Here is a 22699-nt window from a genome sequence, read left to right as displayed (position 1 = left end):
ATGACCGGCCGTCAGAAGGACCGCCCGTGGCTCATGCGGACGTACGCCGGCCACTCGACCGCCGAGGCGTCCAACGAGCTCTACCGGCGTAACCTCGCCAAGGGCCAGACCGGTCTGTCGGTCGCGTTCGACCTGCCGACCCAGACCGGCTACGACCCCGACCACATCCTCGCCCGCGGCGAGGTCGGCCGGGTCGGCGTGCCCGTCTCGCACCTCGGCGACATGCGCCGGCTGTTCCAGGACATCCCGCTGGAGCAGATGAACACCTCGATGACGATCAACGCCACCGCGATGTGGCTGCTGGCGCTCTACCAGGTCGTCGCCGAGGAACAGGGCGCGGACCCCGGCAGGCTCCAGGGCACCACCCAGAACGACATCGTCAAGGAGTACCTCTCGCGCGGGACGCACGTGTTCCCGCCGGGACCCTCGCTGCGGCTGACCACCGACATGATCACGTACACGGTCAACCACATCCCGAAGTGGAACCCGATCAACATCTGCAGCTACCACCTGCAGGAGGCCGGGGCCACTCCGGTCCAGGAGATCGCGTACGCCATGTCCACGGCGATCGCCGTGCTCGACGCGGTCCGCGACTCCGGGCAGGTGCCCGAGGAGAAGTTCGGCGACGTGGTGGCCCGCATCTCCTTCTTCGTGAACGCGGGCGTCCGCTTCATCGAGGAGATGTGCAAGATGCGCGCCTTCGGCCGCATCTGGGACCGGGTCACCCGTGAGCGCTACGGCATCACGGACGCCAAGCAGCGCCGCTTCCGCTACGGCGTCCAGGTCAACTCGCTCGGTCTGACCGAGGCGCAGCCCGAGAACAACGTCCAGCGCATCGTGCTGGAGATGCTGGCCGTCACCCTCTCCAAGGACGCCCGCGCCCGCGCCGTACAGCTGCCCGCCTGGAACGAGGCGCTCGGGCTCCCCCGGCCCTGGGACCAGCAGTGGTCGCTGCGCATCCAGCAGGTCCTCGCCCACGAGAGCGATCTGCTGGAGTACGAGGACATCTTCGCCGGTTCGCACGTCATCGAGGCCAAGGTGGACGAGCTGGTCACCGACTCGCTGGCCGAGATGGACCGGATCGAGCAGATGGGCGGCGCCATGGCGGCCGTCGAGTCCGGCTACCTGAAGTCCGAGCTGGTCTCCTCGCACGCCGCCCGCCGGGCCCGGATCGAGGGCGGCGAGGAGAAGATCGTCGGCGTCAACATCTACGGGACGACCGAGCCCAATCCGCTCACCGCCGACCTCGACGGGGCGATCATGACCGTCGATCCGGCGAACGAGGCCAGGGTCGTCGCCGCACTCCACCAGTGGCGCGACAACCGCGACGAGCCGCGCGCCACCGAGGCGCTGGCCGCTCTGAAGAAGGCCGCCGCGGGCACCGAGAACATGATGGAGGCGACCGTCGAGTGCGCCCGCGCCGGCGTCACCACCGGTGAGTGGTCCTGGGCCCTGCGCGACGTCTACGGCGAGTTCCGCGCGCCGACCGGGGTGTCGTCCGCGCCGGTCGCGGTGACGGCGGAGGAGGGCACTCCGCTGGCCGCCGTCCGCGAGAAGGTCGCCCGGACCGCCGAGGAGCTGGGGGCGGGCCGGCTGCGGCTGCTCGTCGGCAAACCCGGTCTGGACGGGCATTCCAACGGCGCCGAACAGATCGCCGTACGGGCCCGGGACGCCGGATTCGAGGTCGTCTACCAGGGCATCCGCCTCACGCCCGAACAGATCGTCTCGGCCGCCGTCGCCGAGGACGTGCACTGCGTCGGCCTGTCGATCCTGTCCGGTTCGCACGCGGAACTGGTGCCGGACGTACTGAACCGTCTGCACCGCACCGGCGCCGGCGACATCCCGGTGATCGCCGGCGGGATCATTCCCCCCGCCGACGCCGCGGCACTGATCGAGGCGGGGGTAGCCGCCGTGTTCACCCCGAAGGACTTCGGTATCACGGAGATCATCGGCCGTATCGTCGACGAGATCCGGAAAGCGAACAAGCTCGACCCTCTGGAGGTCCCCGCATGACCACGCCCAGCCCGTCGCCCGCCACCAGCCCGATTCCGGGCGGCTCCGCCGCGCACCCCTCGTCCGCCGTGAACCGGCTGCGCCCCCGTCGCTCGTGTCTGGCAGTGCCCGGCTCGAACCCGCGGTTCCTGGAGAAGGCCCAGGGCCTGCCGGCCGACCAGGTCTTCCTGGACCTGGAGGACGCCTGCGCGCCGCTCGCCAAGGAGGGCGCCCGCCACCACATCGTCGACGCGCTGAACAACGGCGACTGGACGGGCAAGACCCGGGTGGTGCGGGTCAACGACTGGACGACGCACTGGACGTACCGCGACGTCATCACGGTCGTCGAGGGCGCGGGCCCGAACCTCGACTGCATCATGCTGCCGAAGGTCCAGGACGCCCAGCAGGTCGTCGCGCTGGACCTGCTGCTCACCCAGATCGAGAAGACGATGGGCTTCGAGGTCGGGAAGATCGGCATCGAGGCGCAGATCGAGAACGCCAAGGGCCTCGTCAACATCGACGACATCGCCGCCGCCTCGCCCCGCCTGGAGACCCTGATCTTCGGCCCGGCCGACTTCATGGCGTCGATCAACATGAAGACCCTGGTCGTCGGCCAGCAGCCGCCCGGCTACGGCGCGGACGCCTACCACTACATCCTGATGCGCATCCTGATGGCGGCCCGTACGCACGACCTCCAGGCGATCGACGGCCCCTTCCTCCAGATCCGCGACGTGGACGCCTACCGCGAGGTCGCCGGCCGTGCCGCGGCGCTCGGCTTCGACGGCAAGTGGGTGCTGCACCCGGGTCAGGTCGACGCGGCCAACGAGGTGTTCTCCCCCTCGCAGGAGGACTACGACCACGCCGAACTCATCCTCGACGCCTACGACTGGTGCACCTCCGAGGAGGGCGGCAAGAAGGGCTCCGCGATGCTCGGCGACGAGATGATCGACGAGGCCAGCCGCAAGATGGCCCTGGTCATCGCGGGCAAGGGCCGCGCGGCCGGCATGCAGCGCACCTCCAAGTTCGAAGCGCCGGAGGCCTGATCATGCAGTTCGGACGCACGTACGAGGAATTCGAGGTCGGTGCGGTCTACAAGCACTGGCCAGGAAAGACCGTCACCGAATACGACGATCACCTCTTCTGCCTGCTGACCATGAATCACCACCCGCTGCACATGGACAGCAACTACGCAGAGAAGACGACCGACTTCGGCAAGAACGTCGTGGTCGGCAACTACATCTACTCGCTGTTGCTGGGCATGTCGGTCCCGGACGTCTCCGGAAAGGCGATCGCCAACCTGGAGGTCGAGTCGCTGAAGCACGTGGCGCCGACCTTCCACGGTGACACGATCTACGGCGAGACCACCGTTCTGGACAAGACCCCGTCGAGGTCCAAGAGCGACCGCGGGATCGTTTATGTGGAGACCAAGGGCTACAAGCAGGACGGCACGCTCGTCTGCGTGTTCCGCCGCAAGGTCATGGTCCCCACCGAGACGTACATCAAGGAGCGGGGCGGCGAACAGCCCGGCCGCCCGGAGCTGAAGCAGCCTTCGCAGAAGAACGTGGAGAAGTAGCCATGACGCGACTCGCCCAGACGGCCGGTCTCAACGACGTGCAGCAGGAAATCCTCTCCACGGTCCGGGATTTCGTCGACAAGGAGATCATTCCGGTCGCGACCCAGCTGGAGCATCGGGACGAGTACCCGGCCGAGATCGTCGAGGGCCTCAAGGAGCTCGGCCTGTTCGGGCTGATGATCCCCGAGGAGTACGGGGGTCTGGGTGAGTCGCTTCTCACATACGCGCTGTGCGTGGAGGAGATCGCCCGCGGCTGGATGAGCGTGTCGGGGATCATCAACACGCACTTCATCGTGGCGTACATGCTCAAGCAGCACGGCACGCAGGAGCAGAAGGACACCTTCCTGCCCCGGATGGCGCTGGGTGAGGTCCGCGGCGCCTTCTCGATGTCCGAGCCGGCGCTGGGCTCCGACGTCTCGGCCATCAGCTCCAAGGGTGTCAGGGACGGCGAGGAGTACGTCCTCAACGGTCAGAAGATGTGGCTGACCAACGGCGGCACGTCCTCGCTGGTGGCGGTCCTGTGCCGGAGTGACGAAGGCCACCCGGAGGGCACGCCGCCGCACAAGTCGATGACGACCTTCCTGGTCGAGAAGGAGCCCGGCTTCGGAGAGGTCCGGCCCGGCCTCACCATCCCGGGGAAGATCGACAAGATGGGCTACAAGGGCGTCGACACCACCGAGCTCATCATGGACGGACTACGCATTCCGGCCAATCGTGTACTGGGCGGCACCACCGGCCGAGGGTTTTACCAAATGATGGACGGCGTGGAGGTCGGCCGGGTGAATGTCGCTGCGCGTGGCTGCGGCGTCGCACAGCGTGCATTCGAACTGGGCGTTTCCTACGCGCAGCAGCGCCACACCTTCGGAAAGCCGATCGCCGAGCACCAGGCGATCCAGTTCAAGCTGGCCGAAATGGCCACCAAGGTCGAGGCCGCGCATGCGATGATGGTAAATGCAGCGCGCAAAAAGGACTCCGGGGAGCGGAACGACCTGGAGGCAGGGATGGCGAAGTACCTCGCCTCCGAGTACTGCAAGGAAGTCGTCGAGGACGCCTTCCGTATCCACGGCGGTTACGGCTTCTCCAAGGAGTACGAGATCGAGCGCCTCTACCGCGAGGCTCCGATGCTGCTGATCGGTGAAGGTACCGCCGAGATCCAGAAAATGATCATCGGGCGCCGGCTCCTTGAGGAGTACCGTTTCCAGGGTTGATTGTCCCTTTCGAGGCGTTTTAGCCGCGAAGAAGATCACACCCTGTCATCCTCATCCGGTGCCTTCCAGACGTCCGACTCGGCTGCTGGCTTGCCCAGTTGCGGTCCGCAACCGATAACATCGCCGGAAAAGCCGCCGTCCCCCGTTGCCAGCGCGGCATCATCCGCTACGAAGGTCATCCATGCCCGACAGCCATACCTCTGCACCACGCGGCGGGGTCCGCCTTGCTCGCGGAGCTTCGCCGTGGCTCCTGCCGACCGTCGCCACCGCCGCACTCAGCCTGACCCGGGCCCGCAGGTCCGGGCGCTGGGCGGCGGTGGCCGTGCCCACCACCGCGCTCGCGGCGGGCATGCTGTGGTTCTTCCGCGACCCCGAGCGTGAGATCACCCAGGGGCGCGTCATCTCACCGGCCGACGGCGTGGTGCAGAGCATCATGCCCTGGAAGGACGGACGCACACGCGTCGCGATCTTCATGAGCCCGCTGAACGTCCACGTCAACCGCGCGCCGCTGGCCGGCACGGTGACGTCGGTCGAGCACATCCCCGGCGGGTTCGTCCCGGCGTTCAACAAGGAGAGCGAGAACAACGAGCGCGTTGTCTGGCACTTCGACACCGAGCTCGGTGACATCGAGATGGTGCAGATCGCGGGTGCGGTCGCCCGCCGCATCGTCCCCTATCTCCCGCAGGGCACGAAGGTGGAGCAGGGCGAGCGCATCGGCCTGATCCGCTTCGGCTCCCGGGTCGACATCTACCTTCCGGAAGGTATCGATGTCGCGGTCGAGGTCGGCCAGGCCACCACCGCGGGGGTGACTCGCATTGACCGTGATTGATCCGGACACACAGGCCGGCTGGGTGCCGGAGGCCGAGGCGGAGGACGACGCCGAGGACATGCCGCTCTCGATGCGGCTGTCGATAGCGGACACCCTCACTCTCGGTAACGCCACCTGTGGATTCATGGCGGTGTACTTCACCACCACGGGAATCCTCATCCCGCACCTCACGGGCAGCGACGAGAGCGGCATGGCGCGGCACTCCGCGGCCACCGCCGTGATCCTCATGCTCATGGCCGCCGTCTTCGACCTGTTCGACGGGCTCGTGGCACGCAAGCTGCGCTCCTCGCCGATGGGCGCCGAGCTGGACAACCTCTCGGACCTGATCAGCTTCGGGCTCGCCCCGGCGTACTTCGTCCTCGTGTACGGCATGGTCGCGGACGACGCACACCAGCGGGTGTCGGCGCTCGCGGCGATCGTGGTGCTGCTGGCGGTGGTGCTGAGGCTTGCCAGATTCTCCTGCGTGACCATGAAGGACGGCATGTTCCAGGGCATGCCGAGCCCCTTCGGAGCGCTCACGGTCATCTCGATCGTGCTCCTGGAGCTGCCCTTCGTGCCGACGCTGCTCGCGATCGTCGGAGTGGCGTGGCTGATGGTCAGCCGGGTCGAGTACCCGAAGCCGCGCGGCGTTCTCGCGGTGGCGATGCTCGGCTGGATCGTGGCCGCGATGGGCCTCCTGGCCGCCTGGGCGTTCGACGCCCCCGGTGGTCAGCTGCTGCTGCAGACCGGCTGTGCGCTCCAGGTGGTCCTGGGTGCGGTCATCCCGCTCTTCGCGACCGCCCGCCGGGTGAACACCTTCCGTGACAACCGGCGCGAGGCCCGAGCGGCTCAGTTGCCGTAGCCCGCACCGCATGCACGAGGGCCCGGATGCTCCCCAGCATCCGGGCCCTCGTGCATGCCGGACTGCTTCCGGGCATCCCGGCCCTCGTGCATGCCGGCCCCCAGCGGCTCCGGGCGCACCAAGCCGCTCAGCCACTCCCCGGGCCCCTCAGCCGCGGGCCGGGACCATGGCTTGGCCGGAGCCGTAGCTTGGCCGTGGCCGCGCCCTGCCGAGGCCGTACCTTCCGTGAAGCTGACGCCGGTGGTGCCGGCCTCGCCGCCGAGCGGGATCTGCTTGCGCGGGGTACGCCGTGGGCCCGGGGGTGAAGGGGGTCCGAGGCGCCTCGGGGCGTTGCCTCGGACGACGGAGCTCGCCGTGCGGCTCGCTCTCGATGCCCCTGGCCACCGGCGTGTCGTCGGACCGATCCGGTCGGTCATTCATTTCCCAGGCCGCGCGGAACTGCTCGGCGTGCACGATCTTTTCCCCCGGACGGGATGGATGTGGCCGGCCTTGTCCGCCTCGGCCCTGTGAATATCGTGCACGGCGGTGATGCCGTAATGATCCGCCCCCTCGAAAAGGCAATCGCGTTTTCTGAAGGCTCGTCTCGTCCTTCCGTTTTGAATGCGCCTACGCATCATGTTCCGCACTCAGGAGAACGGCCCTTTGCTCATTCTTCCATTCCAGGAGAGGCTGGGCGGAAGAATCGCCCGTCGCCCTGGGAGCGGTGCCGAATGACGCTTGTCAACCCGGCCACCTGACCCTTGTCGCCGAAGCTCCGATTGCTCCGGATGTGCGACGGTCCGCACCGGTCGCAGCCCTGGTTACGGGATGCGCGCGGGATTCCGCTTCAGGCCCCGCCCCGGCCTGTACGGACATCTCGCCGACAAACCGGTCCGGTCCCGCCGCGGCCGTGCCCGATAAGGCGCACGGAACGACGGCGACCGGCCCCACAGCCATCACGCTTTCCGTTGACCCGCCCCCCCGGGATTTCCATTGATCCGCCTTCCGCCTGTGGAACCGGAGCTTTCGAGCACGCCCCTGAGGTGGCCTCCGCAGGCCCGCGGAAAGGCGGGGAACCCGACCATGGCCCCCGTGGCGACATCCCCAGCCGCCCGGGACGCGGGCAACCCGGCTCCTCAGGGCAGGGGCGCGCCTTCTGCCGGCCCTTCCCCCGCCCGCCCCTCGCCCGATGCCCGTCGGCGGCCGCAGCCCCCGGAGGCTCGGCCCAGGCGACCAACCCGCCCAGAGCGCCCAATCTTCACAGCGTTCCGTCGCGAATTTGAGCGCTGAAGACGAAATCTTGCACGCAAGCGTGGACTTCCTTGCGGCACTGCTCCTAGCCTGTGGGGCGTCCGAAGAGCCCCCACGAGCCGCAAGGACGACTGTCACGTGACCCCACCACCCCGACGCCCGTTGCTCAGACGATCCCTGTCCGCCTCTCTCTCGCTGGCACTCGCCGCGTTCGGTACCGCCGCCGCCGTGGTCCTGTCCAGCGCGCCTGCCGCCCAGGCGGCTGGTGTACCCGCCCCCTCTCCGCTGGCGGTTCCCGGTCGCGGTGCGACCGTTCCGTTCAAGGAGCAGGAAGCCGAGTACGCCGCCACCAACGGCACGCTGATCGGTCCGAACCGCCTGTACGGCACGCTGCCCTCGGAGGCGTCGGGCCGGCAGGCCGTGACGCTGGACGCGGTCGGCGAGTACGTGGAGTTCACGCTCACCGCACCCGCGAACGCCATGTCCTTCCGGTACTCGCTGCCGGACAACGCCGCCGGATCGGGCCGGGACGCCTCGATCGACGTGACGGTGAACGGCGCCTCGCCCAAGGCGGTGCCGGTCACCTCGAAGTACGGCTGGTACTACGGCGGCTACCCGTTCAACAACAACCCGGGTGACACCAACCCGCACCACTTCTACGACGAGGCCCGGACCATGTTCGGGTCGACCCTGGCAGCCGGTACGAAGGTGCGGTTGCAGGTCTCGTCCACCGCCGCCTCACCCTCCTTCACCATCGACCTGGCCGACTTCGAGCAGGTGGCCGCGCCGACCGGCAAGCCCTCGGGCGCCCTCGACGTCGTCGCCGACTTCGGCGCAGACCCGACGGGGGCCGCCGACTCGACCGCCAAGATCCAGGCAGCCGTCGACGCGGGCAAGGCGCAGGGCAAGGAGGTGTACCTCCCACGGGGCACCTTCCAGGTCCGCGACCACATCGTCGTGGACAGGGTGACCCTGCGGGGCGCGGGGCCCTGGTACTCCGTCCTGACCGGGCGCGATCCCTCGAACCGGAGCAAGGCCGTCGGCGTCTACGGCAAGTACGCCGCGGAAGGCGGCAGCAGCAACGTCACGCTCAAGGACTTCGCCATCATCGGCGACATCCGGGAGCGGGTGGACAACGACCAGGTCAACGCCATCGGGGGCGCCCTGTCGAACTCGACCGTCGACAACGTCTGGATGCAGCACACCAAGTGCGGCGCCTGGGTGGACGGCCCGATGGACAACTTCACCATCAAGAACAGCCGCATCCTCGACCAGACCGCGGACGGCGTGAACTTCCACTACGGCGTCACCAACTCCACCGTCACCAACACCTTCGTCCGCAACACCGGTGACGACGGTCTGGCCATGTGGGCGGAGAACGTCCCCAACGTGAAGAACAAGTTCACGTTCAACACCGTGATCCTGCCGATCCTGGCCAACAACATCGTCACGTACGGCGGCAAGGACATCACCCTCTCCGACAACGTCATGTCGGACACCCTCACCAACGGTGGCGGGCTGCACATCGCCAACCGCTATCCGGGGGTCAACTCCGGTCAGGGCACGGCCGTCTCCGGCACCACGACAGCCGCGCGCAACACACTGATCCGTACCGGCAACAACGACTACAACTGGCAGTTCGGCGTCGGCGCGATCTGGTTCAGCGGGCTCAACGAACCGATCAACGCCACGGTCAACATCTCCGACACCGAGATCCTGGACAGTTCGTACGCCGCGATCCACCTCATCGAGGGTGCGACGAACGGGCTGCACTTCGACCGCGTCAGGATCGACGGCGCCGGCACCTACGCCCTCCAGATCCAGGCACCGGGCACGGCGACCTTCACCGATGTCGTGGCCACGCACATCGCGCAGTCCAACCCCATCCACAACTGCGTGGGCAGCGGCTTCCGGATCACCCGGGGCTCCGGGAACTCCGGCTGGTACGCCGATCCGCCGGCCTGCACCGGCACCTGGCCTGCCCCGGTGTGGACCAACGGCGGGGTGCCCGGCGGCGGCAGCGGTCCGACCGACCCCACCGACCCGCCGACCGACCCGCCCACGGACCCGCCCGCCGAGACGGGGAACCTCGCCCAGGGCCGTAACGTCACCGAGTCCGGCCACGCGGACGTGTACGGAGCGTCCAACGCCGTGGACGGCAACGCGAACACGTACTGGGAGAGCACCAACCACGCCTTCCCGCAGACCATCACCGTGGACCTGGGCGCGGCGAAGACGGTCAAGCGACTGATCCTGAAGCTGCCCCCGGCGGCCGCCTGGTCCACCCGCACGCAGACGCTGAGCGTCTCGGGCAGCACGGACAACGCCACGTACAACTCGCTCAAGGCGTCGGCGGGTTACACCTTCGATCCGTCGAGCGGGAATCAGGCGACCCTCACCCTGCCCGGCACGGCGTCCCGTTACCTGCGGCTGACCTTCACCGGCAACACAGGATGGCCGGCCGGGCAGCTCTCGGAACTGGAGGCCTACTCCAGCTGATCCGGACACACCCCCGGGGCGGCACGCTGCACGCGTGCCGCCCCGGGATCTTCCGTGCCGGCTGCCCGCCTACTTCAGCGTGTACGACTTCGCCGCCGCTGCCGCCTGCGCGGGCCTGACGACCTTGAGGCCGCCGGGGATCTTGGCGTCCGGCTTCATGATCACGCTCTCCCGGGTGGAGGGCGCCGCCGGGTCGGAGAAGTCGTGCGGCATCCCGAAGTCGCTGCCGAAGTCCGTGATGGTCAGCAGGGCCTTGTCGATGCCCTCACGGGTGAGGTCCTTGGAGGCGCAGGCCTTCTTCAGCGCCTCCCCGAACAGGCTCGCCGCGTTGTATCCCGCGATGACGCCGTTGTCGAGGCCGTCCTTCGGGTACGCGGCGCCGTACTCCTTGGCGAGCTTCGCGGGGCCGGCGCCCGGGTCGCCGATCGGCAGGGTGGAGGCGGCGACGTAGTAGTCGTTCGCCAGGGCCGGGCCCGCCTGCGTCTTCAACAGCTGGGGCGCGAACGCCGAGTTGTTGCCGACGACCGGCACCTTGAAGCCGGTGGCGGCGGCGACGCCGACCAGCGAGGCGGCCTGCCGCGGCCCCGCGCTGACGACGACGGCCTTGACGCCCGCCTGCTTGAGCGCGGCCACCTGGGCGGTCATGTCGTTGTCGGTGGGCTTGATCTTCTGCTCGACGACGGTGAGGCCCGCCTCCTTCGCCGCGTACTTCGAGCCGACCAGGGCGTTCTCGCCGTAGTCGCCCTCGAAGTACACATGACCGATCTTGTCGCCCTTGGCGATGCGCTTCTCGGCCAGCAGGTAGTCGATCGCGTTGATCGTCTCGACGTCGTACGTGGCGCCGATGACACGGACGTACTTGCTGCCGAGCAGATTCGCCGACCAGGCCTGCGGCAGGACGAGTCCCTTGTCCTGGCCGTCGATGCGCTGCTCGACCGCCGCCACGAACGGCGAGCCGATGAACTGGACGAAGCCCAGCACCTTGGGCTCCAGTTCGGTGTACCCGGCGATGGCCTTCTGCGGGTCGTAACCGTGGTCGCGCACGGTCAGTTCGACCTTGCGCTCGCAGATGCCGCCCGCGGCGTTGGTCTGCTTGACCCAGAGCTGCTGGGCCTGGGTGACGCTCTTGCCGAGCGAGGCGTAGACCCCGGTCATGTCGGTGAGCGCGCCCAGCGAGATCACCGAGTCGGTGACGCCCTCGCCGGTCTTCACACCGGCCTTGTCCTGGGTCCCCTCGTCGGAGGACTTGGCCTTCTCGCTGCAGCCCACGAGGGTGAGGGTGAGGGCCGCGCACACGGCCCCGAGCACACGCAGTTTCATTTCTTCTTCTCCCCTGAGTTCTTCGTCAGACGTGTCAGGCCGCCGGGCAGGAACAGAACAGCCGCGACCACCGCGGCGCCGTACAGGTAGCGCGAGGCCTCGCCCGGAGCCAGACCGCCCGTACCGGGGGCGGAGACCAGGGGCAGGGAATCGCTGTAGTGGGTGAGCAGCTGCGGCAGCAGCGAGACGAACGCGGCCCCGACGACCGCTCCCGCCACGGTGCCGAGCCCGCCGATGACGATCATGGCGAGGTATTCGAGGGACAGGACCATGCCGAAGTACTCGGGCACGGTCCGCTGGAAGACCAGCGCGAGCAGGACGCCCGCCAGTCCGGCGTACATCGAGGACAGGACGAAGACACCCGCCCGGTAGCGGGCGACCGGGACGCCCATCACACCGGCCGCGATGCGGTGGTCACGGATGGCGTTGAGCGCCCGGCCCGGACGGCCGCGCAGCACTCCCCGGGCGAACAGGCCGCTCAGCAGCAGGGCGAGCAGCGCCGCGTACCAGAGCTTCTCGGAGGACTGGAACGGCACGGCGGCCACCATGACCTCGGTGTCGTCGAAGTCGAAGCCGAAGAGCGAGAGCGGCGGTACGGCACGGCCGTTGAAGCCTCCGGTGAGGGACCCCGCGTTGAACAGCACGTGCTGGCCGATGAAGATCAGTGCCAGGGTCGCGATGCCCAGGTAGGCGCCGCGCAGCCGGCTCGCGATGGGGCTGAACAGTCCGCCGGCGACTCCGGCGAGGAGCACCGCGAGCACGGCGGCGAGCCAGCCGGGCAGGCCGAGTCCGGTGAGCTCGTGCCCGTTCTCCGTGCTGCTCTCCCCCGCCAGCACGCAGTAGCCGTACGCGCCCACCGCGAGGAAGAACGCGTGCCCCATGGAGAGCTGGCCGGTGGCGCCGGTGAGGAGGTTGAGCCCGATGGCGCCGATGGCGGCGGCCATCGCGAACAGTCCGGCCTGCAGCCAGAAGCGGTCCAGGTAGAACGGGAACGCGAGCAGCAGCACCGAGCCGACGGCCCAGAGGTAGGTGCGCGGGTGGCGCAGCCGGGCGGCGAGGGCGGCCCCAGGGGTGCCGGCCGCGGGGTGTGCCCCGGTGTCCGGCTGGGTCGCGGTCGTGGTGTCAGACACGGGCGAGCTCCTTCGTACCGAAGAGTCCCGCGGGCCGCAGGAGCAGCACGATCACCATCACCAGGTAGGGGGCGAGGTCGCCGATGCCGCGGCCCAGGAAGGACAGGTCGCTCTGGTAGCCGGTGGCGAGCGATTCCGTGACGCCGACGATGAGTCCCCCGGCGAGCGCACCGGTCGTCGAGTCCAGGCCGCCGAGGATCGCGGCGGGGAAGGCCTTGAGGGCGGCCAGCGAGGTGGCCCGTTCCAGGCCGGGGGTGGGGAAGACGGTGAGGAAGAGCGCGGCCACCGCCGCGAGCGCTCCGGCCACCGCCCAGGCGGCGAGCGACACGCGGCCGAGCTTGATCCCCATCAGGGCCGCGGTCTGCGGGTTCTCGGCGGCGGCCCGCATCGACACACCCCAGGAGGTGAAGCGGAAGGCGAGCAGGAACACGGTGATGAGCAGACCGGCGGCGAGGAAGGCGGCGACCCGGGTCTCGGCCAGGGTGACATCGCCGATGGTGATGACGCGGTCGCCCCACGGGTCGCCGAGCGAGAGGACCTCCGTGCCCATGCGCCGGGTGAGTTCGGTGGTGAGGAGGATGTCGACGCCGATGGTGACGATGGCCAGGACGCTGTGGTCGCTGCCCCGGTAGCGGCGCATCACCAGGAACTCGACGGCCGCTCCGACGACGGCGGCGCCGGCGATGCCGACGGCGAGCGCGGGCCAGAAGCCGATGTCGTCGTGGAGCACGGCGGTCACGTAGCCGCCCGCGAGCAGCAGGGAGGCGTGGGCGAAGTTGACGACCTCGGTGGCCTTGAAGATGACGACGAAGCCGAGCGCGATCAGTGCGTAGACCGAGCCGATGGACAGGCCGCCGAGGAGGAGTTCGATGAAGGTGGTCATTCCTGTGCCCCCAAGTAGGCCTGGACGACGGCCGGATCGTTCTGGACCTCGGCGGGGGCGCCGCCGGAGATCCTGCGTCCGAAGTCGAGTACGGTCACGGCGTCCGCCAGCCGCATCACCACTCCCATGTCGTGTTCGACGAGCACGATCGAGATGCCGAGGCTGTCGCGCACTCCGGCCACGACCGCCGCGGTGCGCCGCCGTTCGTCGGCGGTCATCCCGGCGACCGGTTCGTCCAGGAGGAGGACCTGCGGCTCCATGCACAGGGCGCGGCCGAGCTCGACGAGCTTCTGCTGTCCGTACGGGAGCGCGCCGGCGGGACGGTCCAACTCCTTTTCTAGGCCGATGAATTCGGCTATCTCCCGGACCCGGCCCAGATGACGGCGGGCCTCGCGGGCGGCGGACGGCAGGCGCAGTCCGCTGGCGAGGAACCCGGCGCGGGTGAGCCGGTGCCGGCCGAGCAGGAGACTCTCGGCGACGGTGGCGTGCGGCGGAAGGGCGAGGTTCTGGAAGGTGCGGGCGACGCCGAGTCGGGCGATCTTGTGGGGGGCGAGTCCGGTGAGTTCCGTCGTACCGAGGTGGACGGTGCCGGATGTGGCCCGGTACACGCCGGACAGCACGTTGAAGGTGGTGGACTTCCCCGCCCCGTTGGGGCCGATGACGGCGTGCACGCTGCCGGGCTCCACGGTGAAGGAGACGCCGTCGAGGGCGGTGAGCCCGGCGAAGCGCACGGTGACGTCCCGGACGGCGAGTGCGGCCGGCGCGGTCGCGCCCCGGGTGGTTTCCTGGGCGGTCGTCAAGCGGACCACCTGCTCAGGGAGGGTGCGGACCCGGAGGCCCGGTCCGCGTCCGCGGCGGCCGTCTCGTCGACGACGCCCAGGTAGCGGCGGCGCACCTCGTCGGAGGCGGCGAGCTCGTCGGCCGGCCCCTCCAGGGCGACTTCGCCGACCTCCAGGACATAGGCCGTGGAGGCGAGCCTCAGGGCGATCGCCGCGTTCTGCTCGACGAGCAGGACGGAGGTGCCCGACGCGTTGATCTCCTGCACCGTCTCGGCGATGCGTCGCGCCATCAACGGGGCGAGTCCCAGGGAGGGTTCGTCGAGCAGCAGCAGCCGGGGCCGGGCCATCAGGGCCCGTCCCATCGCCAGCATCTGCTGCTCACCGCCCGAGAGCAGCCCGGCGCGCTGGTGCGCACGCTGGGCCAGTACCGGGAACAGTTCGTGGACGCGGTTCAGCGCGACCGCCGACGCCTTGCGACCGCCGCGGGCCCCGAGTGCGCCCGCCCGCAGATTGTCGGCCACCGTCATCCGGGCGAACACCTGTCGTCCCTCGGGCACCTGGACCACTCCGGCGGCCACCACCTGGGCGGGACGCAGCCCGTCCAGGGGGCGGCCGTCGAAGTGGACGGTGCCCGTACCCGTCCCGCGGTGGAAGCCGAGGGTCCGCGAGATGGCCCGCAGCAGCGTGGTCTTCCCGGCCCCGTTGCCGCCGAGCACGGCGGTGATCGCGCCGGCCGGCACATCGAGGGAGACGTCGCGCAGTGACCGTACGGGGCCGTAGCCCACGGACAGTGCGCGGATCTCGAGCGTTGCCATGCGTCCTCCTCCTTCCGCCTTGTCTTGGAATCGACGCGTCGATTCGTGGTGCGCAGGGGTCCTGGCCGGCCGTGGCCGGGCGGTGTCCGCCTGTGCCTGCCTGGGCCTGCCCTGTGCCTCTGTGGGGCCACAGACCAGCAGCGGGCGGGCCGCGCGTCCACGGTCACCGGCCGAAACGCTGCGGGTGACCAGTGGGCGAGGCCGCCGATTGTGCACGCGCACAGAGGCGCGCCGTGGGCTGTCGCCGCCGGCCCGGACCGGTGCCATCCTCACGACGGCGGCCCGGTGGAGCGGGCCGGGTCCTCAGCACGGAAGCGGCCCCCCGGGGCGTGCGGAGAACGGAGCGGGCATGCGGCAGCGCGGGGACGAGCGGGGGTGGGCGCTGCTCGACGCGCTGCTGGACGACGAGAGCGGGCCGGGCCTCGCGGCGCTCGCCGGGACGGTGCTGGGGCTGCCGGAACAGGGCCGCTACGCGGTGGCGGTGGTCCCGGCGGGGCGCGGTGGAACGGGGAGCCGTCCGGCCGATGCGCACGGGATGCGGTTCCTCTGGCGGCCACGGCCGGACCGGGAGATCGCGGTGGTGGCGCTCGGCGACGCGGAACCGGCGGCCGTCGCCGCACTGGTGGCGGGCGGGAGGCCCGGTCCTGGCGGGGTCAGCCCGGTGGTCGACGGCCTGGCCGCTCTGGGCGCGGCCCGCCGGCTGGCCGAGGCCGCGCTGCTGACGTGCGGCACGGACGGGGCGGACGAGGAGGGCGTGATCTGCCTGGAGGGGCGGGTCCCCGCGGCCCTGGTGGCGGGGCAGCCGGCCCTCGCGGCCTACCTGGCGGTGGACGTCTTCGGCCCGCTCCTGGCCCGCGACCCGGCCGACCGGGCCCTGCTGGTGTCGACGCTGGACGCGTGGCTGGACTGCGGGGGTTCGGCGGGGCGGACGGCGGTACGGCTGTGCTGCCACCGGAACACGGTGCTGAACCGGCTGCGGCGGCTGGAGGAGCTGACGTCACGCTCGCTGTCGCGGCCGAGGGAACTGGTGGAGGTGGTGCTGGCGCTGGAGGCGGTAAGGCTGCGACCGGTCCCCTCGGGAGACCGGTGAGCGGAGGGCGCGGGGCTGAGCGGGAGCCCGGTGAGCGGAGGACGCGGGGCTGAGCGGGAGACCGGTGAGCGGAGGACGCGGGGCTGAGCGGGGGCCCGGGGCGGGCGCGATGGCGCCCACCCCGTCACCGCACCGCGACGCGCCTTACCGCAGGAAGTCCCGTGCGATGGACTCCGCCACCCGCTCCAGCAGCGGGCCCGCCTCGGCCATGCAGACCGCGGGGTCCGGCTCCAGCTCCGTGAGCGCGTAGGCGCGACGGATGCCCGCGCGTCCCAGGGCCTCCGGCGCCAGTGCCAGGCGACCGCAGACCGCGACGACCTCGATGCCCGCCGCGCGCGCCGCCGCGGCGACCCCGGCCGGGGCCTTGCCGTGCAGGGTCTGTTCATCGAGCGAGCCCTCGCCGGTGACGACCAGCGTCGCCCGGGCCAGGGCGGGTGCGAAGCCGAGGACGTCGAGCATCACCTCGATCCCGGGCCGGAACCGCGCGCCGAGCGCGACGAGCGCCCCGTACCCGATTCCGCCGGCCGCTCCGGCCCCGGGCAGCCGGGCGTCGTCCGGCCCCAGCACGGAGGCGTAGTGGGTGAGCGCCGCGTCGAGCAGCGCGATGTCTTCCTCGGTCGCGCCCTTCTGGCGGCCGTACACCTGCGGCGCGCCGGTGGGTCCGGTGAGCGGGTTGTCGACGTCGCTCGCGAGGATCAGGTCGACCTCGCCGAGCCGGGCGTCGAGCCCCGTCAGGTCGGCCTTGGCCAGTTCGGCGAGGCCACCGCCGCCGGGGCCGACGGGCTTGCCGTCCGCGTCCAGGAACCGTGCGCCGAGCGCGGCCAGCATGCCCGCCCCGCCGTCCGTGGTCGCGCTGCCGCCGACGCCGAACACGATGGTCCGCGCGCCCGCGTCGAGGGCGGCGAGCAGCAGCTCGCCGGAACCGTACGTGGTGGCCGTGAGGGGGGCGAACACGCCCGCGGGCAGGTGCTGGAGGCCCGAGGCCTCGGCCATCTCGACCACCGCGGTGGTCTCCCGCACCGCGTACGCGGCGGTCACGGGGTCGCCCAGCGGCCCGGTGACCCGTGCCTCGCGGCGCTCGAATCCGGCGGCCACCGCCGCCGCCACCGTGCCGTCGCCGCCGTCCGCCACGGGCAGGGTCTCGACCCGTACCTCGGGGGCGACGCGCCGCAGTCCGGCCGCCACCCGCTCGGCGACCTGCACGGCCGTGAGCGAGCCCTTGAACTTGTCCGCCGCGACGAGCACGCGTGCGGTCTCCATCACTGCTCCGTCCGTCACCTTGATTCCCTTTGCTTTCGAACAGGCAGTCGCGCCGCCCCGACCCTATCCGCCGGCCCCCCTGTCTGCCCATGGGTGTCCGGGCACTGGACCCGGCCCCGCACTCCGCCAGTACGCTGCCGACGTGACCACCCATGACTACGCCACGTACATCGCCGGTCTCCCCAAGGTTCTGGCCGGCGCCGCCTGCCTCTTCCGCGACGCGCGGGGGCGGGTACTGCTCGTCGAACCGAACTACCGCGAGGGCTGGGCGCTGCCCGGCGGCACGATCGAGTCGGCGGACGGCGAGACCCCCCGGCAGGGGGCGCGCCGCGAGTCGGCCGAGGAGATCGGCGTCGACCGGGAGCCGGGCCGGCTGCTCGCGGTGGACTGGACGCGCGGCGCCGCACGGCCGCCGATCGTGGCGTACGTGTACGACGGCGGGGTGCTGGACGAGGAGCAACTGAAGGCGGTCCGGGTCCAGGAGGAGGAGCTCCTGTCGTGGAAGCTCGTCGAGCCCGCGGAGATCGACCGTTATCTGCTCGGGACGCTCCGCGGACGTGTGCGCGCCGCGCTGGACGCGCTGGCTTCCGGCGCGGGCGCCGTGGAGCTGGAGGACGGCAGCCCCGTCGGCTGACCGGTGGGCCGGCCCGTGGGTCGGCCCTGCTGGTCCTGCGGCCTGATCCCGTCCTCGCGGACGGTCTCCTCGCGCGCCGCCGTCCGCGCCTCGGTGCGGTGGCCGCGCGCGATGTAGTCGCGTACGACGGGTTCGACGGCGTCCTGCGGGCTGCCGACGCCCGCGAGCACCATCACTTCGACCACGAGTTCCGCGTCCGGACTCACCGCTGCCTTCGCCGTGGCGGGGACCGTAGCAGCGCGTGATATCGCCTCGCGAGGTGCGGCGGGTGGTGCGTACGCTCGCCGTATGACACTCGTGGCGATCCTCAGTGGCGCCGGCATCTCCACGGACTCCGGCATCCCCGACTACCGCGGGCCGAACGGCCTCTGGCGCAAGGACCCGGAGGCCGAGAAGCTCGTCCGGTACGACCTGTACATGGCCGATCCGGAGATCCGCCGCCGCTCCTGGCAGATGCGGCGCACCAGTGCGACGTGGAAGGCCGAGCCGAACGCGGCCCACCGGGCCGTGGCCGGTCTGGAGCGGTCCGGCGTCCCGGTCCGGGTGATCACGCAGAACGTCGACGGCCTGCACCAGCTGGCCGGGCTCTCCCCGCGCAAGGTCCTCGAACTCCACGGCACCGCCCGGCAGGTGGTGTGCACCCGCTGCCACGCGCGCTCGACGATGGCCGAGGCCCTGGCCCGGGTGGAGGCCGGGGAGCCGGATCCGCCGTGCGGCTCGTGCGGCGGGATCCTCAAGTCGGCCACGGTCATGTTCGGCGAGCGGCTGGACCCGGTGGTGCTGGGCGAGGCGATGGCGATCGCGAAGGGCTGCGAGGTGTTCCTCGCGGTCGGCACGACGCTCCAGGTGCAGCCCGCCGCCTCGCTGGCCGGGATCGCGGCGGAGCACGGGGCACGGCTGATCGTGATGAACGCGGAGCCGACGCCGTACGACGCACTGGCGCGGGAGACGATCCGGGAGCCGATCGGCACCGCGCTGCCCGCCCTGCTCAGGCGGCTGACGGACGAGGCGGGCCGGACTCCGGCCGGGGGTCGTGGGGACTGACTCCGGTGGGCAGATGCGGGGCTGCGGGCGGGGCGACGTCCGTACCGCACGCGGGTAGCCTTCTCCCCCTGATCATTGCGGACTTGGGGGGCACGTGGGGTTCAAGAAGTTGTTCGGGATCGGGAGTCCGGACGAGGCGATCGAGGTGGACACACAGATCCTGGGGCCCGTGTATCCGGGCGAGGACGTGAAGGGCGAGGTACTTCTGCGGGGCGGGGCGCGCGACATGCCCGTCCAGGGGATCTACCTGCGCATCTCCGTCCGGTACACGGACTACGACGGCGAGGAGCGCGACTACGAGTTCGACAGCTGCTCGGCCAGGCCCTCGGACTTCATTCTGCGCACGGGTGAGGAACAGCGGCTGACCTTCTCGGAACGGCTGTCCTGGGAGACGCCGGTGAGCGAACTCGGCGGCCGTGCCCTGGGAGTCGTGCTCTCGGTGAAGAGCAGCCTCCGCCGCGACTGGGACGACGACGGGACCGAGGTGGACAACGACCTGTTGCACATTTCGGCCCTGCCGTTGCACGAGGCCGTCCTGGACGCGTTCGCGGAGGAGGGGTACTACTGCGACTTCGCGCACGTCGTCGATTCGTACCTGCCGCACGTGGAGCAGCATCGGGGCTTCTACCAGTCCTTCGTGCTCACCGACCGCTCGCCCGGTGGCGGGCGGCTCGAGCAACTGGAAGTGGCCTTCCACGTGAACGTCGTCGGGGCCCTGGTCCATGTGCGGCGCGCCGCCCCTGATGTGCGCGGCTGGGACAGGAATACCCCCGTACGCCGCTTTGCCGCGGCCCATCACGAGGTCGGCCACGTCGACTGGCGCCCTCAGGTGCGCAAGGTGCTGGACGAGCTCGCCCTGCTCGACGACCACTGACCACGGCGCGGTCGGCGTTCGAGGGGGGGACCGTGCGCCTGCGCTCGATGTCCTGCCCGGGCTAAGGGGCGTCCTTGTGGCGCTGGTAGTAGCGGGCCACCCGGGCGCGGTTGCCGCAGCGCGTGGCCGAGCACCAGCGCCGGCGGGGGTGGGCGGGCAGGAACAGCATCGTGCAGTCCTCGGCCTCGCACTCCCGGACCCGCGCGAGCGCGGGATCCGCGAGGAGCCCGGCCACCTCCTCGGCCAGGGCCGCCGCCACCCGCACGCCGGGCGGACCGGAGCGGCGGGGCGTCACGACGACGGCGTCGCCGTCCCACTGCGCGTACCGGACGGCGGGGGCGGCGAGCTGCGCCTCGTTGAGTCCGCGCAGGGCGGATGCCGGCGGGCGCTCCCCGCGCCGGGCCGCCGCGACGGCCACGGCCGCGTGCGCCCGGACCGCGCGCACCGCCGCCAGATCGTCCGGACTCGCCTCCCGTACCCCCTCGGCCTCCGGCAGCCGCTCCCCCTCACGAGCCAGCCAGGCCACCAGGCCGGCCGCATCGGCCAGATGATCGGCCGGAGGCCCCTGCGCCGCGTACGGAAGCGTGTTGAGCAGGTCCAGGGCGAGCGGCTCACCGGTCAGGGGCTCGAGACCATTCATGCCTCTAATGCTAACTCGCGCACTTGACGCGTTAGGCCTCTCCTGCGTAAAACTAATGCATCGGGCCACCAAGGAGGCATGTGAACATGGCGATTCGGGATGTTCCGCACATCCGTCACCGGCACATCGAGGTCGACGGAGTCCGTGTCTTCTACCGCGAGTCGCTCCCTGCCGGGGCCGCGGACGACGCCCCCGTGATGCTGCTCCTGCACGGCTTCCCGTCGGCCTCGCACCAGTTCCGCCGGCTGATGGACGCGCTCGGCGGCCAGTACCGGCTCGTCGCCCCGGACTACCCCGGCTTCGGCCACAGCGACGCCCCGGAGTCCTCGGCCACCGGCGGCCCGTTCACGTACACCTTCGACCGGCTCGCCGAGATCATGGAGGGCTTCGTACGGCGGCTCGGGCTGTCCCGGTTCGTGATGTACGTGTTCGACTTCGGCGCCCCCGTCGGGTTCCGGCTCGCCGACCGCCACCCGGAATGGATCGCCGGACTGGTGGTCCAGAACGGCAACGCTTATACCGAGGGGCTGTCGCAGCAGGCCCTCGACTTCATCGCCCTGCGAGCTGACCACCCCGGCGCCGCCGCCACCGTGCGCTCGCTTCTGACGCTGCCCGCCACCCGTGGACAGTACGAGGGCGGCACGGCCGATCCCGAACTGGTGGCGCCGGACGGGTGGACCCTGGACCAGCACTTCCTGGACCTGCCGGGCCGCGCCCAGCCCCAGCTGGACCTGGCCTTCGACTACCACTCCAATGTGGCGCTCTACCCGCGGTGGCAGGAGTGGCTGCGCACGCACACCCCGCCGGCACTCGTCGTCTGGGGCACGAGGGACATGTTCTTCCCCGAGCCGGGCGCCCGCGCCTATCTGCGCGACCTGCCGGACGCCGAGCTGCACCTCTTCGAGACCGGCCACTTCGCCCTGGAGGACCACCTCCCCCGGATCGCGCCGCTGATCGCGGACTTCCTGGACCGCGCCTGGGTGCCGGAGCACCGGGCGTGAGGGCGGAACACCTCATGCGGTAACGTTGACGGCTGCGAAGGGGAGTAGCCCTGCAAACCGGTCGTCGACACACTGGAGCCTCCGGGTTCCCGGTGGCCGGGCTCGTGGATCATTGCGGGCGGGCGAGACCTTCGGTCAGGTGTGACACGCCCACGCCCCGTGGGCGGTGCCGTCATGCCGGGCCGAGTGGTCCTCCCAAGAGCCCGAGCGGCACTTCGCGGAAGATCCGGGGCCCGGCTCCCACAGAAAGCCACCCGGAATGCATCTCGACCCTCTGGCGATCATCACCGCTTTCGGGCTGATCTTCCTCGCGGAACTCCCGGACAAGACGATGTTCGCCTCGCTGGCCATGGGCACGCGCATGCGTCCGCTCTACGTCTGGTTCGGCACGTCGTCCGCGTTCATCGTCCATGTCGCCATCGCGGTCGGAGCGGGCGGTCTGCTCGGCCTGCTGCCCGGATGGATCGTCAAGCTCGTCTCGGCCTGCCTCTTCGCCTTCGGCGCGTTCATGCTGCTGCGGGCCGACGCGGGCGAGGACGACGAGGAGGGCGGCCCGAAGACCGTCACCGGCTTCTGGCCGGTGTACTCCACCGCCTTCATGGCGGTGTTCATCAGCGAGTGGGGCGACCTCACGCAGATCACGACGGCCAACCTGGCCGCGAGCAATGGCGCCTGGTCCACCGCGATCGGATCCGCCGCCGCCCTGATGTCCGTATCGGCGCTGGCGCTCCTCGCGGGACGGTTCATCGCCAAGCGCGTGCCGCTCAAGACGGTTCAGCGCATCGGCGGGGTGTGCATGCTGGGGCTGGCGATCTGGACGGCCGTCGAGATCTTCACCGGCTGATCCTCCCGCCCCCGCAAGGCTGCACGGGCTCCGCGCACGGCGTGCGCGGAGCCCGCGGCCGTCTCCCCGCCCCAGGGATGTCGAGCACGTGCCGGGGCGTCGTCGTGTGCCGGGCGCCCCTAAGGGCTGTCCCGTCATCCCTGGCGGGCGCACGACGACAGCTACGGCACCTCGCCGCGTTGTCGGAACGCCCGAATACATCCAGTATGCGGA

20 protein-coding genes and 1 pseudogene are annotated in these 22699 nt (G+C 70.6%); 13 read left to right on the top strand and 8 right to left on the bottom strand.

The window, feature by feature from the left end; genetic code table 11:
- The 7 genes from ABZ454_RS12120 to ABZ454_RS12090 all read left to right on the top strand — a co-directional run bounded on the left by ABZ454_RS12120 (nt 1) and on the right by ABZ454_RS12090 (nt 10172).
- Nucleotides 1–2013, top strand: coding sequence for a protein meaA (locus ABZ454_RS12120; RefSeq protein ID WP_359537516.1), 2013 nt, complete (start codon nt 1–3; stop codon nt 2011–2013).
- Complete coding sequence (locus ABZ454_RS12115; RefSeq protein ID WP_356323832.1) at nt 2010–3035, top strand: CoA ester lyase; 1026 nt, start codon at nt 2010–2012, stop codon at nt 3033–3035. The genes ABZ454_RS12120 and ABZ454_RS12115 overlap by 4 nt, the downstream gene beginning before the upstream one ends.
- A gap of 2 nt (nt 3036–3037) precedes the next feature.
- Entirely contained in the window at nt 3038–3565 is a 528-nt protein-coding gene (locus tag ABZ454_RS12110) for a MaoC family dehydratase (protein ID WP_326740005.1), read from the top strand.
- A gap of 2 nt (nt 3566–3567) precedes the next feature.
- Nucleotides 3568–4773, top strand: coding sequence for an acyl-CoA dehydrogenase family protein (locus tag ABZ454_RS12105; protein WP_356323829.1), 1206 nt, complete (start codon nt 3568–3570; stop codon nt 4771–4773).
- A 181-nt stretch (nt 4774–4954) separates the two neighbouring features.
- Nucleotides 4955–5602 (top strand): phosphatidylserine decarboxylase, encoded by a 648-nt coding sequence (locus ABZ454_RS12100; RefSeq protein ID WP_359537513.1) that lies wholly within the window; start codon nt 4955–4957, stop codon nt 5600–5602.
- A complete protein-coding gene (gene pssA / locus ABZ454_RS12095) occupies nt 5589–6443 on the top strand; it encodes a CDP-diacylglycerol--serine O-phosphatidyltransferase (protein ID WP_356323824.1) in 855 nt (284 codons plus the stop codon). Before ABZ454_RS12100 ends, pssA begins: the two co-directional genes overlap by 14 nt.
- 1368 nt (nt 6444–7811) lie before the next feature.
- Nucleotides 7812–10172 carry a discoidin domain-containing protein gene (locus ABZ454_RS12090; protein WP_359537511.1) on the top strand — a complete coding sequence of 787 codons (2361 nt, stop codon included), beginning with the start codon at nt 7812–7814 and terminating at the stop codon, nt 10170–10172.
- Nucleotides 10173–10241: 69 nt separating this feature from the next.
- On the opposite strand, the gene ABZ454_RS12085 is transcribed toward ABZ454_RS12090, so the two are convergent.
- The 5 genes from ABZ454_RS12085 to ABZ454_RS12065 form a co-directional block, all read right to left on the bottom strand.
- Entirely contained in the window at nt 10242–11492 is a 1251-nt protein-coding gene (locus ABZ454_RS12085) for an ABC transporter substrate-binding protein (RefSeq protein WP_359537509.1), read from the bottom strand.
- Nucleotides 11489–12538 (bottom strand): branched-chain amino acid ABC transporter permease, encoded by a 1050-nt coding sequence (locus tag ABZ454_RS12080; protein WP_359537806.1) that lies wholly within the window; start codon nt 12536–12538, stop codon nt 11489–11491. The genes ABZ454_RS12085 and ABZ454_RS12080 overlap by 4 nt, the downstream gene beginning before the upstream one ends.
- Nucleotides 12539–12614: 76 nt before the next feature.
- Nucleotides 12615–13505, bottom strand: coding sequence for a branched-chain amino acid ABC transporter permease (locus ABZ454_RS12075; protein ID WP_359537508.1), 891 nt, complete (start codon nt 13503–13505; stop codon nt 12615–12617).
- Entirely contained in the window at nt 13502–14305 is an 804-nt protein-coding gene (locus ABZ454_RS12070; protein WP_359537507.1) for an ABC transporter ATP-binding protein, read from the bottom strand. The genes ABZ454_RS12075 and ABZ454_RS12070 overlap by 4 nt, the downstream gene beginning before the upstream one ends.
- Entirely contained in the window at nt 14302–15099 is a 798-nt protein-coding gene (locus tag ABZ454_RS12065) for an ABC transporter ATP-binding protein (RefSeq protein WP_356322847.1), read from the bottom strand. The genes ABZ454_RS12070 and ABZ454_RS12065 overlap by 4 nt, the downstream gene beginning before the upstream one ends.
- A 349-nt stretch (nt 15100–15448) precedes the next feature.
- On the opposite strand from ABZ454_RS12065, the gene ABZ454_RS12060 reads away from it, so the two are divergent.
- Nucleotides 15449–16189 (top strand): helix-turn-helix domain-containing protein, encoded by a 741-nt coding sequence (locus tag ABZ454_RS12060; protein WP_359537506.1) that lies wholly within the window; start codon nt 15449–15451, stop codon nt 16187–16189.
- A 144-nt stretch (nt 16190–16333) separates the two neighbouring features.
- Here ABZ454_RS12060 and ABZ454_RS12055 read toward each other — a convergent pair whose 3' ends face one another.
- Nucleotides 16334–17449, bottom strand: a complete 1116-nt coding sequence (locus ABZ454_RS12055; protein WP_359537804.1) for a glycerate kinase — start codon at nt 17447–17449, stop codon at nt 16334–16336.
- A gap of 142 nt (nt 17450–17591) precedes the next feature.
- Here ABZ454_RS12055 and ABZ454_RS12050 point away from each other — a divergent pair, with 142 nt between their 5' ends.
- Nucleotides 17592–18083, top strand: a complete 492-nt coding sequence (locus ABZ454_RS12050; RefSeq protein WP_356322843.1) for an NUDIX hydrolase — start codon at nt 17592–17594, stop codon at nt 18081–18083.
- Between the two features lie 23 nt (nt 18084–18106).
- Here ABZ454_RS12050 and ABZ454_RS12045 read toward each other — a convergent pair.
- Nucleotides 18107–18256: pseudogene (locus tag ABZ454_RS12045) on the bottom strand (DUF2191 domain-containing protein); the annotation flags it as partial.
- A 115-nt stretch (nt 18257–18371) separates the two neighbouring features.
- Here ABZ454_RS12045 and ABZ454_RS12040 point away from each other — a divergent pair.
- Together ABZ454_RS12040 and ABZ454_RS12035 are read left to right on the top strand one after the other, a co-directional pair.
- On the top strand, nt 18372–19127 hold the full coding sequence (locus tag ABZ454_RS12040; protein ID WP_359537505.1) for a Sir2 family NAD-dependent protein deacetylase: 756 nt from the start codon (nt 18372–18374) through the stop codon (nt 19125–19127).
- A gap of 94 nt (nt 19128–19221) precedes the next feature.
- Nucleotides 19222–20001 carry a sporulation protein gene (locus tag ABZ454_RS12035; RefSeq protein WP_359537504.1) on the top strand — a complete coding sequence of 260 codons (780 nt, stop codon included), beginning with the start codon at nt 19222–19224 and terminating at the stop codon, nt 19999–20001.
- 61 nt (nt 20002–20062) lie between these two features.
- On the opposite strand, the gene ABZ454_RS12030 is transcribed toward ABZ454_RS12035, so the two are convergent.
- Nucleotides 20063–20641: a CGNR zinc finger domain-containing protein gene (locus ABZ454_RS12030; protein ID WP_359537503.1), complete on the bottom strand. Its 579-nt coding sequence runs from the start codon at nt 20639–20641 to the stop codon at nt 20063–20065.
- Between the two features lie 86 nt (nt 20642–20727).
- On the opposite strand from ABZ454_RS12030, the gene ABZ454_RS12025 reads away from it, so the two are divergent.
- Together ABZ454_RS12025 and ABZ454_RS12020 are read left to right on the top strand one after the other, a co-directional pair.
- On the top strand, nt 20728–21642 hold the full coding sequence (locus ABZ454_RS12025; RefSeq protein WP_359537502.1) for an alpha/beta hydrolase: 915 nt from the start codon (nt 20728–20730) through the stop codon (nt 21640–21642).
- Nucleotides 21643–21901: 259 nt separating this feature from the next.
- Nucleotides 21902–22486, top strand: a complete 585-nt coding sequence (locus ABZ454_RS12020) for a TMEM165/GDT1 family protein (protein WP_356322832.1) — start codon at nt 21902–21904, stop codon at nt 22484–22486.
- Nucleotides 22487–22699: the final 213 nt, after the last annotated feature.

The sequence above is a fragment of the Streptomyces sp. NPDC005803 genome (assembly GCF_040630435.1).
Lineage (GTDB): Bacteria > Actinomycetota > Actinomycetes > Streptomycetales > Streptomycetaceae > Streptomyces.
The sequence above is the reverse complement of the archived record's forward strand: the minus strand, read 5'-3'. Positions and strand labels throughout refer to the sequence as shown.

Coding starts and splice junctions, on each gene's coding strand:
- ABZ454_RS12030 (WP_359537503.1), bottom strand. CDS start 20,641: ATGAATGGTCTCGAGCCCCTGACCGGTGAGCCGCTCGCCCTGGACCTG.
- ABZ454_RS12110 (WP_326740005.1), top strand. CDS start 3,038: ATGCAGTTCGGACGCACGTACGAGGAATTCGAGGTCGGTGCGGTCTAC.
- ABZ454_RS12120 (WP_359537516.1), top strand. CDS start 1: ATGACCGGCCGTCAGAAGGACCGCCCGTGGCTCATGCGGACGTACGCC.
- ABZ454_RS12115 (WP_356323832.1), top strand. CDS start 2,010: ATGACCACGCCCAGCCCGTCGCCCGCCACCAGCCCGATTCCGGGCGGC.
- ABZ454_RS12105 (WP_356323829.1), top strand. CDS start 3,568: ATGACGCGACTCGCCCAGACGGCCGGTCTCAACGACGTGCAGCAGGAA.
- ABZ454_RS12040 (WP_359537505.1), top strand. CDS start 18,372: ATGACACTCGTGGCGATCCTCAGTGGCGCCGGCATCTCCACGGACTCC.
- ABZ454_RS12085 (WP_359537509.1), bottom strand. CDS start 11,492: ATGAAACTGCGTGTGCTCGGGGCCGTGTGCGCGGCCCTCACCCTCACC.
- ABZ454_RS12075 (WP_359537508.1), bottom strand. CDS start 13,505: ATGACCACCTTCATCGAACTCCTCCTCGGCGGCCTGTCCATCGGCTCG.
- ABZ454_RS12060 (WP_359537506.1), top strand. CDS start 15,449: ATGCGGCAGCGCGGGGACGAGCGGGGGTGGGCGCTGCTCGACGCGCTG.
- ABZ454_RS12020 (WP_356322832.1), top strand. CDS start 21,902: ATGCATCTCGACCCTCTGGCGATCATCACCGCTTTCGGGCTGATCTTC.
- ABZ454_RS12065 (WP_356322847.1), bottom strand. CDS start 15,099: ATGGCAACGCTCGAGATCCGCGCACTGTCCGTGGGCTACGGCCCCGTA.
- ABZ454_RS12025 (WP_359537502.1), top strand. CDS start 20,728: ATGGCGATTCGGGATGTTCCGCACATCCGTCACCGGCACATCGAGGTC.
- ABZ454_RS12055 (WP_359537804.1), bottom strand. CDS start 17,449: ATGGAGACCGCACGCGTGCTCGTCGCGGCGGACAAGTTCAAGGGCTCG.
- ABZ454_RS12100 (WP_359537513.1), top strand. CDS start 4,955: ATGCCCGACAGCCATACCTCTGCACCACGCGGCGGGGTCCGCCTTGCT.